Below are 10,222 nucleotides of genomic sequence, written 5' to 3'. Positions count from 1 at the left end.
CTTTGTGTCAAAATTGAACTAAAAATAGTTGTTTTTTAACTCAGATCTTTGTTGTGGTGCGTTATTTAATTCTATTAGCCATATCTTCAAGTAACTCAAAAAATTCAAGTAGATGATATTTCGTTCCGTCTCGTTTAGAGGTCAACATCAAATATTCACCAACACTTGGTATTTTTAGAGGATTGGTTCCATAATAACTTCTTAATATTTTTTTAAATCCACTTAGAGATTCTACTGAATTGTGCGCAATGTGATTTCTTAATCTTTTGTATTGCAGCAATTCTGTTCTGTTTACTGTGTAAGGTAATTTAATAGGATAGCCATCTTTTAAATACAATTCAGACCTGTCAATTATTGTATTTGGTGTATTCCAATCAAGAAACTGCATAGAAGATTTTATCAAATTTTCTGCGTGAAAAAAATCTTTTGGCTTTAAAAATGATTTCACCTTCGTGCCATTACTTCTTTTTTTCTCTTGCGTGTAAAGTATGAAAACATCACGAATTAAGTTTTCATATTCTCTAAATGCATTAAAGAATATTGATTCGGTTAAAAAATACAGTTGTTTTTTTGATAAATCATTATTCTGAAAGTTAGTTTGATTTGTCGAATCAAAATTTTTCAAACTATTAATTTGAGAACAGAAATCATTATAAGCAGCTGATATTTTTATTCTTTTTTTAGCCATAAATTTTAAAGTGCTGCATTCAATTTTGTACAAGTGAAATTTGCACGAACTATACGAGCAGCTGTGTCTGTAGTTCCTCGTCTTGTATAGTTTATAAAGTCTTTGTAATCTGCTGGTATTTCAGCATCTTTATCTTCGGTGAACTCATCATATTTTAAACTGATTTCGTCCAATGCTATTCTTACTTTACCAATATTTTTTTCCGTAATAGTTGGTCTAGGTGTTTCTTCTAAACCATTTAGGCCATAAAGACTATGTCCGACTGTAGTAAAAAGTGTATAGAATAATTGTGGTCTTTTCCAATTTGTTCCTTTTAGTTCTTCTGCAGGGTAAATAGAGCCTATAAAAGTCATTATTTTATCAAACTTCTTTTTTGCATTCTCTAAATCACCTTCATCTTCTTCGTATTTTTTATAGTAACTTTCTATTCCTTTGTTTGTTTTTACTGTATCAATTAATGAAACGAATAAATCAGCTGTCATTTCAGCTTCACCCATTCGACTAACACTAGCCTTTGTTAATACACCTGCGTCAAGGTAATATCTGACATACTTTAAGCCATAAGTAAAAATCGATTGTTTAAAATAACCAACGTATCTCGCATTATATATTTCTTGAGTTTTTAGCTTAACGGTATATGAATTTATTCTTGCGAAAATGTCTAATATCTCCTCATATGGCATATTAAATAAAAGGTCTACGCCAAGTTCATATTGTAAAAACTCATCCTGAACATTTTCAGGTAAGTCCTCAAAAGTTTTTCCCGCAAATTCTTTGTTATGTACACGACTAATTTTAAAATCTCCGTTGTAAAAACCTAATATTGTTCGTAATCTTTGTTGTCCATCGACAACAACTCTTACGTTTTTTTTTCCTTGTAGCTTTTGAGTTAAAAGTAGTTTAGGAATCGGTTTTCCTCTGACAATTGTATCAATCAAGTATGATTTGGCTTTTTCAGTCCAAACATATCTCCTTTGGAATTCTGGTGATAATTCCAATAGGCCGTTTTCATTCCATTCAACAAAATCTGATATGTTATATGTTCTTGTATCAAAATTTTTCATTTGTTCTTTTATGTTTGTTTTTTAATGCACCACAACTCGTTATATAATAACAAATATAATCTTTTAAGGGATTCATTTGCCGGATAACAACACTTTTTTATTGCTTTTATCCTTTGTTTTATGTTTCAAACCTAGCTATTTTTTAGCAGCTTTGCAATACGTGGCACTACGTATGTTTTATTGCTCCTGCCCTTTTCTTTGCGGGTTTGCATTTGTAAAGAAAAGCAAACTTTTGCTGGCATCCTTACGGCTTTCCGTAAAACCCAACCAACTTATAAAAAAAACCATTAAAAATGTTTCTTCGCTCCACACCTGTTTCAACAAATAGAAGCCAATAATAACAAAACATCTTAAAAAACAAATCAAATGTAGTACATAACGAATGCAAAATCCCATGTTAAACTGCCTTGTCCTCAATGGCTGGTATATGGCTCAAGTATGGCTCAAGTATGGATAATGTATGGAGAGTGTATGGAGAGTGTATGGAACCTGTACAATCAATTTAGGTTCAAATAGTAGTATTGTATCACAAGGTCAGGATGTATCTAATAACCTATAAAGCTATTTTAGTACAGGTCATTTTTCTATACACAGCTTAAATAATGGCCACTTTTTTTTGGACATTAAGAAAAAAAAAGTATCTTAATCTTTCAAAATCCACTTCATTAGGTCAATACAGGTTATGCCTGTTTGCAACCGCTCTAAACCCTTATAAATAAAGACCTGCTTAGGGGTTCACCCGTAGATACTCCATAGTTACTCCATAGTTACTCCGTACATAGTCCGTAGATGGTCCGTACATAGTCCGTATGGCAGCTAGCTATTTTTTTTTCACAAAACAACCAAAAGAAAATCTGTTCTTTTATAAGGCACTCCCTAGGTTAGTTGCCTTTGATAAACAATTCCAAAACTAAAACATCTTACTATTGGCACTAATCGTAAACAAAGACCATAAAAAACCAAAAAATATCCCTATCACATGGTTTTATAATTATTTAGCTTATTTAGTAAAACGCTGTGTGGAAAAAACAGAGGTTTGCTTAAAACAAAAGATAACAAGAAAGCAATGATGTATCGCTATTATAATTCTATTGCAGGATTGAAATTGATAGGTAATTACCAACCATTTTTTGATTTTTCAACCTGAATGGCATCTAACAAATCGTTCTTTCCGTCCCAATGGCCCTCTACACGAAGCAATAAAGACTCTGCTTTCTCTAAATAGGCTTTAGATGCCTCTTTGTTTGTTGGGAATGTTAATTCGTATAAGGAGAGATAAAACTCGTAATATTTGGGGTAATAACTTACTCCTAGTTTATAAATTTCAACAGCATAGGCTTCCAGTTGATTGTTCCAATAACGTGAGGCTATCCCATTGATATCTGCAATTTCAGGCGGATAAGCATAGGGGCCAATAGTTGAAGCTTGTTGCAAATGCTCCAGCTCTTGAGCCAAACTTTGGGGTTGGGAAGTAAGGGTATAACTGTCATCTACCTTTGCGATGTGATTATATCTGCTTCTGAAACTTTCAAAAACTGCTGTTAATAATGTGGGGGTTGCAACTATAGGCACTGCATTATGGGCCGAATAATTGGCTTCAAAGACTTGGATGGAATTGAAAAAGCCTGGATAATCCCTCTTTAATTGTTCGTAATTTTTCCGGTGATAATAATCTTTACTATTGGCAATACCACCAATACTTATTGAAATGCCTTTTCTTACTGAAGGGTCCTGTTCCATAAAACCTTTTACAAGAAGGTTCATTTCGTCAAAGGGCGTATTGGCTATAACCCCAGCATAATACTCTGGATGCCTGTAATAAGAATACAAAGCGAATGATGCTGAAAAGGAATGGCCAATAATAAGTTTAAAATCATTAGGATGGTATTTTTGTAATACAGGGTCCAATTCCTTGGTAATGAATGTATCCAAAGGCAATTTAGTGTGTAAATCAACGATGCCACACTCTGTATTTCTTTGCTCTAGTGGGATTACAACTACTATGGCTTGTGGGATCTCTTTTGTGTATTGTAAATATTGTATGTCTGAAAGCAAGGGGTTCACAAACCATTCATGCTGTCCGTCAAGCAAATAAATAACTGGCAGCTTAACAGCATCCGATTTGTATTTGTAAAATTTTGGTTTGTGAACATATACTGTTCGCTCTTGGTTAAAAGCTTGGGAATATAGTTTTAAAGTATCCAATTCCTGCCCATAACTTAAGCTTATGCTTAGCAGAAAAGCCATGAAAGCCATAGTCTGTTTCATATTCATATAAGGGTGTTTTATTTCCTTCAAAAAAAACTAAAAAAATAAGACGCTTAGAGGTTTTGTAATTCCAGAGCTTGCTTAACAAAATGTCTAGATAAATCCAAATAGCATGTTCATGCCACTAATGTAGTAAAAAAACAACATCCTGTTGATTTAAAGGCCATAACATTTAGGTTAGACCATCAAACTTAAGCTGTGGAATTATTTAAGGATGAAACAAATAGAAACAAGCGTCGGTCGTGTTCTTTGTTCTTGTATCCTAATCTTAAATGTGTCTGGTGTTTTTTTTAAATGTACTTGTTGCTGAAACAAAAAATGATACCAAAATTTAATAAAGTCTAACTGACCTTTAACTTCCCTTTATTTTTCATTGCATATTCTGTACCTTTGCAAACCTATTTGCCAAGCAGGTACTTTTACCTTCTAATTAAAACAGAAGCTTTTATTTTTTATGAGTCCATTTGAAGAACATATTGAGGTTCAAGGCGCTCGCGTTCACAACCTAAAAAACATAGATGTTACCATTCCTAGGGAAAAACTGGTGGTGATTACCGGCTTGTCTGGAAGTGGCAAATCGTCTTTGGCTTTCGATACCATTTATGCCGAAGGCCAACGTAGGTATATAGAAACCTTTTCTGCCTATGCCAGACAGTTTTTGGGTGGACTGGAACGTCCTGATGTGGACAAGATAGACGGCCTCTCTCCTGTTATAGCTATTGAACAAAAAACCACCAGTAAGTCGCCCCGCTCCACAGTGGGAACCATAACAGAAATATACGATTTTTTAAGGTTGCTTTTTGCTCGTGCCAGTGATGCCTATAGTTACCATACTGGCGAAAAAATGGTGAGCTATACCGATGAGCAGATTAAAGAACTGATTATTGATAGTTTTAAGGGCAAACGCATAAACATCCTGGCACCTGTGGTACGATCGCGAAAAGGACATTACAGGGAACTTTTTGAGCAAATTGCCAAACAAGGCTTTGTAAAAGTTAGGGCCGATGGCGAAATTCTGGACCTGGTGAAAGGCATGAAACTGGACAGGTACAAAACCCACGACATAGAAATTGTTATAGACCGTTTAAAAATAGACCAGACGGTAGATAACCATAAACGCCTAAACGAAACCATAAATACAGCCATGTACCATGGCGAGGATGTGCTTATGGTCTTGGACCAGGACACACAGGAGCTGCGTTATTTTAGTAGGAACTTAATGTGTCCTAGCTCTGGGATTTCTTACCCCAATCCGGAACCCAACAATTTTTCGTTTAATTCGCCTAAAGGGGCTTGCCCAAAATGCAATGGTATTGGCTCCTTGTATGAGGTAAATAAAAACAAGATTGTTCCAGACCCAAAACTCTCCATTGCTGCTGGAGCTTTGGCGCCTCATGGCCCACAAAAAAACTCTTGGATCTTTAAACAGTTTGAAACCATAGCACAACGTTTTAACTTTTCTTTAAACGACCCATATAAAGACATTCCCGAAGAGGCCAAACAAATGATCCTCTATGGTGGCAACGAAAAGTTCTCGGTAGAGAGCAAAACCTTAGGGGTAACCCGCGATTATAAAATAGATTTTGAGGGCGTGGCGAATTTTATTGAAAGTCAGTACTCCCATGCCGAAACCACCTCCTTAAAACGCTGGGCCAAAGAGTACATGGACAAGGTGCTTTGCAACGAATGTATGGGCTCACGCTTAAGGCAGGAGTCTTTATATTTTAAAATAAACGGACAAAACATAGCCGAATTGGCCCAAAAGGATATTGTGGATTTGGCTGCTTGGTTTGAGCATTTGGAACAAAACCTTTCAGAAAAACAATTTAAGATAGCCGAAGAGATTTTAAAGGAAATAAAAACCCGATTGCAGTTTTTACTGGATGTTGGTCTGGATTATTTATCCCTAAACCGAAGTTCCAAATCGCTTTCTGGTGGTGAGGCTCAACGTATTCGATTGGCAACCCAAATAGGCTCGCAATTGGTAGGTGTGCTTTATATCCTGGATGAACCTAGCATAGGGTTGCACCAAAGGGATAACGAAAAACTTATTAAATCCTTAATAGCCTTGAGGGACATAGGCAACTCGGTAATTGTGGTGGAACACGACAAAGACATGATAGAGCATGCCGATTATGTGATAGACATAGGGCCTAAAGCCGGAAAATATGGAGGTGAAATTATAAGTGTGGGCACACCCGAAGAGTTAAAAACCCACCATACCCTTACAGCCGATTATTTAAATGGCACCAAAGAAATAGAAGTGCCCAAAACCCGAAGAAAAGGCACAGGCAAATGTATAGAGCTTAAAGGTTGTACTGGCAATAACCTTAAAAACATCTCGGTTAAATTCCCTTTAGGTAAAATGATTGGGGTAACTGGGGTTTCAGGAAGTGGGAAATCTACCTTAATAAACGAAACCCTCTACCCTATTATGAACGCCCATTACTTTAATGGCGTAAAAAAACCCATGCCTTACAAGAGCATTAACGGACTGGAGCATATAGACAAGGTTATAGACATCAACCAGTCGCCCATAGGCAGAACGCCACGAAGCAATCCAGCAACTTATACAGGTGTTTTTAGTGAAATACGCAGTTTGTTTGCCAAACTTCCTGAAGCCATGATACGTGGTTATAAACCGGGACGTTTTAGTTTTAATGTAAAAGGTGGCCGTTGCGAAACCTGCCAAGGTGGTGGTTTACGGGTTATAGAAATGAATTTCCTTCCAGATGTATATGTGGAATGCGAAACCTGCCAAGGCAAACGCTTTAATAGGGAAACCTTAGAGATTCGCTACAAAGGAAAATCCATTAGCGATGTGCTGGACATGACCATTAATGAGGCCGTACCCTTTTTTGAACACATACCCAAAATCCATAAAAAATTAAAGACCATTAAGGATGTTGGCCTGGGCTACATTACCTTAGGACAGCAAAGCACCACACTTTCTGGAGGCGAAGCCCAACGTATTAAATTGGCAACCGAACTTAGCAAACGAGACACTGGTAACACCTTTTATATCCTGGATGAGCCTACCACTGGTTTGCATTTTGAAGACATTAGGGTGCTTATGATCGTGTTGAACAAATTGGCCAACAAAGGCAATACGGTTTTGATTATTGAGCACAATCTGGATGTTATTAAAATGGTAGACCACATTATAGACATTGGCTACGAAGGTGGTAAAAATGGTGGCGAAGTTATCGTGGAAGGCACTCCCGAGGAGGTGATAAAACACAAAAAAAGCTATACTGCACAGTTTCTTAAAAAAGAATTGAACCTGTAGGGCAAAGTCCGCATATCAGCTTATTATAATATACATATCCAGCTTATGGTTGCTTTGGCTTGTAATCTGGACACATGAAATCGTTTTCCCAAGCCATTAAAAAATTACGCTTTATTCATTAAAATTCACTAACTTAGTAACTTAACCATAAATCCCTATATTATGAGAAGTTTACTTTGGCTGGTAGCCGTAATATGTATTGTTATCTGGCTATTAGGATTTTTAGGCGTAGTTCCAGGTATTGGAACTGGTAATTTAATCCATATTTTACTGGTGATTGCCGTAATTGTGATCTTGTATAACATTATATCCGGTCGAGGGCCTTTAAAATAATTCAAAAGAAAGAGTACCTTAGTTTATACAAAAAAGCAAACCCTTAAAAGGTTTGCTTTTTTTGTTTATTAAATGTAAAAGTGATAGGTTCTATCCTGTTTTTATAAATCATTTGAAGAAAGCACTAAAAATGTCCTTATTTCTCTTAAATTTGCCTTTGGATTATTTTGAAGCCAAAAGCCGATAAGAAAACATCCATTATAACAATTCAGAAAAAAAGAAAATAAGATATAAATGAGAGACGAACAACATCACAAACGTTGGAATGAGATAAAAACAAACGATTCCTGGGCTATTTTTAAAATCATGGGAGAGTTTGTAAATGGTTATGAAAAATTAAGTAGAATTGGACCTTGTGTGTCCATTTTTGGTTCGGCAAGAACCAAACCAGACAATAAGTATTACAAATTGGCCGAAGAGGTAGCTGCCAAAATAGTAGATCATGGTTATGGTGTGATTACAGGTGGAGGTCCAGGTATTATGGAAGCTGGAAACAAAGGCGCCCATATAGCTGGTGGAACATCGGTTGGATTGAACATTGAATTGCCTTTTGAGCAACACGATAATCCGTACATTGATTCCGATAAAAGTCTGGATTTCGATTATTTCTTTGTAAGAAAGGTTATGTTTGTTAAATACTCGCAAGGTTTTGTGGTTATGCCTGGAGGTTTTGGTACCTTGGATGAATTGTTTGAAGCCATTACCTTGATACAAACCAACAAAATTGAGAAATTTCCTATTATTCTTGTAGGAACGGAATTTTGGGGAGGCTTGATAGACTGGATCCATGAGACCTTGCTTACCAGGTTTAACAATATCAGCGCCAAAGATCTAGACCTGATCCATGTGGTGGACAGCCCAGAAGAAGTCATTGACATCTTGGATGCTTTCTATAAGAAGTATCGATTGAGCCCTAATTTTTAACCTGGTTAAAATCCCTAAAAAAACCTCATGAAAAAGAAAATTCAAATCATATCCATGCTTTGCATGATGATAACACACAGCCTGTTTTCTCAAGAAAACTTCAAGCTGATGTTTTACAATTTGTTGAATTTTCCTTTAGAGACCAATGTTCCCAACCGTATTGATTATTTGGAACAAACCTTGAACACCTACAAACCAGATATTTTTATGGTTTGCGAATTGAACAATGTGTATGGTGGCAATGCAATTTTACAAGTGCTTCAAGATATAATTAGTGAAGACTACAGAAGCGCTGTGTTTACTTCAAATACCTCAGACGATGAGATAGGCAACCAAAACGACCTTCAAAATTTAATATTTTACGACAATTCCAAATTCATTTTGGAGAGTCAGCATATTGTACAAACCCTCTATCGCGATTTCAATCATTATAAATTAAAGTTAAATTCTGTAAACCAAGACAGTAATCCTGTATATTTAAATGCGATTGTTTGCCACCTAAAAGCCTCTAGTGGCAGTAACAACGAAAACTTAAGATTACAAATGGTTCAAGATTTAACACAGTATTTAAGCACCTTTCCTTCTGATAGCTATGTGATGCTTGCTGGAGATTTTAATGTGTATTCAGCTTCTGAGCCTGCATTTCAGGAATTGATAGATCCAAACAACAACATTGTTTTTGTAGATCCTGTTGATAGAATGGGAAGTTGGCATACCAATGTGGATTATGTGGATGTGTTTACGCAATCTACCAGAACCCAATCAGGTTTGGGAGGTTCTACAGGTGGCCTGGACGATAGGTTCGATTTTATCCTAACCTCTACCAACATGCTGTCCAACCAAGATTTGTATTATGTTCCCAACAGCTATCAGGCTTTTGGCAATAACAACAACCCCAATTGTTTTAACAACGAGATACTTGATACAACTTGTGCAGGCACCAGTTTTTCTTTGGAAGTTCGCGAAGCGCTATATTACTTTAGCGACCACCTTCCTGTGGTTATGGAACTGGAAACCAATGAGACCTTATTGAGCATACCTACATACCAAACAGAGAACTTTCAAATTATGGGCACCAATATGGTGGACACTACCTTGGAGGTCCAAATACATAACCAATCACTTTCAACCAACAAACTTTACATTTTTAACACCTTGGGCCAAGTTGTTAAAAGCATTCCCCTGGGCACTTCCAATCGTTTAAGTATAGACGTGTCTGGTTTAAAAAATGGCATCTATTACATCCGTATGTCGAACACCAATGTACAACCGTTAAAGTTTATAAAATAAATTGAAAGTCAGATTTTTAAGTCCTTTATTGTTTCTTTTACTACCTCTTTGGGTTTTGGGTCAAAATAAAATAGACCTTAAAGCCGATTTTATGGTGGAAAAAAAACAGATAAAAATCTCACAAACCATTACGTATCACAACACCACAGAGGACACCTTGGACCTTGTGTATTTAAACGACTGGAACCATAGTTATGCTACCAAAACAACACCTTTGGCCATGCGTTTTGCTGAAGAATACAGTACCGAATTTCACTTTGCCAAAAATGAAGACAGAGGCTATTCGGTTATCACATCCATAGAACAAGACCATCAAGAATTGGAGTTTGACAGGGTAAAAGAGCATATAGACGTGGTAAAAGGTGT

At 36.3% G+C, this 10,222-nt stretch carries 7 protein-coding genes and 1 pseudogene; 5 read left to right on the top strand and 3 right to left on the bottom strand.

Features of this window, described 5'->3' with window-relative positions:
* Nucleotides 1-61 precede the first annotated feature (61 nt).
* The 3 genes from AACY93_RS13385 to AACY93_RS13375 form a co-directional block, all read right to left on the bottom strand.
* Entirely contained in the window at nt 62-688 is a 627-nt protein-coding gene (locus tag AACY93_RS13385) for a hypothetical protein (protein WP_286854901.1), read from the bottom strand.
* 5 nt (nt 689-693) lie between these two features.
* On the bottom strand, nt 694-1,752 hold the full coding sequence (locus AACY93_RS13380; protein ID WP_286854902.1) for a DUF262 domain-containing protein: 1,059 nt from the start codon (nt 1,750-1,752) through the stop codon (nt 694-696).
* A 1,116-nt stretch (nt 1,753-2,868) separates the two neighbouring features.
* Complete coding sequence (locus AACY93_RS13375; protein ID WP_339612142.1) at nt 2,869-4,026, bottom strand: alpha/beta hydrolase-fold protein; 1,158 nt, start codon at nt 4,024-4,026, stop codon at nt 2,869-2,871.
* Nucleotides 4,027-4,474: 448 nt separating this feature from the next.
* Here AACY93_RS13375 and uvrA point away from each other — a divergent pair, with 448 nt between their 5' ends.
* From uvrA to AACY93_RS13350, 5 genes and pseudogenes are all read left to right on the top strand, one after another.
* Complete coding sequence (uvrA, locus tag AACY93_RS13370) at nt 4,475-7,309, top strand: excinuclease ABC subunit UvrA (RefSeq protein WP_339612141.1); 2,835 nt, start codon at nt 4,475-4,477, stop codon at nt 7,307-7,309.
* Nucleotides 7,310-7,471: 162 nt separating this feature from the next.
* Nucleotides 7,472-7,642, top strand: coding sequence for a lmo0937 family membrane protein (locus AACY93_RS13365; RefSeq protein ID WP_007651071.1), 171 nt, complete (start codon nt 7,472-7,474; stop codon nt 7,640-7,642).
* A gap of 234 nt (nt 7,643-7,876) precedes the next feature.
* A complete protein-coding gene (locus tag AACY93_RS13360) occupies nt 7,877-8,566 on the top strand; it encodes a TIGR00730 family Rossman fold protein (protein ID WP_287006142.1) in 690 nt (229 codons plus the stop codon).
* Nucleotides 8,567-8,593: 27 nt separating this feature from the next.
* Nucleotides 8,594-9,856, top strand: a complete 1,263-nt coding sequence (locus AACY93_RS13355) for a T9SS type A sorting domain-containing protein (protein WP_287006144.1) — start codon at nt 8,594-8,596, stop codon at nt 9,854-9,856.
* Between the two features lies 1 nt (nt 9,857).
* Nucleotides 9,858-10,222, top strand: a pseudogene (locus tag AACY93_RS13350) (metalloprotease); the annotation flags it as partial.

The organism is uncultured Xanthomarina sp., from assembly GCF_963971605.1.
In the GTDB taxonomy this organism is placed as follows: domain Bacteria; phylum Bacteroidota; class Bacteroidia; order Flavobacteriales; family Flavobacteriaceae; genus Xanthomarina; species Xanthomarina gelatinilytica.
The sequence above is the reverse complement of the archived record's forward strand: the minus strand, read 5'-3'. Positions and strand labels throughout refer to the sequence as shown.

Excerpts from the sequence above, each read along its gene's own strand:
- AACY93_RS13385 (WP_286854901.1), bottom strand. The coding sequence starts at position 688 with ATGGCTAAAAAAAGAATAAAAATATCAGCTGCTTATAATGATTTCTGT.
- AACY93_RS13380 (WP_286854902.1), bottom strand. The coding sequence starts at position 1,752 with ATGAAAAATTTTGATACAAGAACATATAACATATCAGATTTTGTTGAA.
- AACY93_RS13375 (WP_339612142.1), bottom strand. The coding sequence starts at position 4,026 with ATGAATATGAAACAGACTATGGCTTTCATGGCTTTTCTGCTAAGCATA.
- uvrA (WP_339612141.1), top strand. The coding sequence starts at position 4,475 with ATGAGTCCATTTGAAGAACATATTGAGGTTCAAGGCGCTCGCGTTCAC.
- AACY93_RS13365 (WP_007651071.1), top strand. The coding sequence starts at position 7,472 with ATGAGAAGTTTACTTTGGCTGGTAGCCGTAATATGTATTGTTATCTGG.
- AACY93_RS13360 (WP_287006142.1), top strand. The coding sequence starts at position 7,877 with ATGAGAGACGAACAACATCACAAACGTTGGAATGAGATAAAAACAAAC.
- AACY93_RS13355 (WP_287006144.1), top strand. The coding sequence starts at position 8,594 with ATGAAAAAGAAAATTCAAATCATATCCATGCTTTGCATGATGATAACA.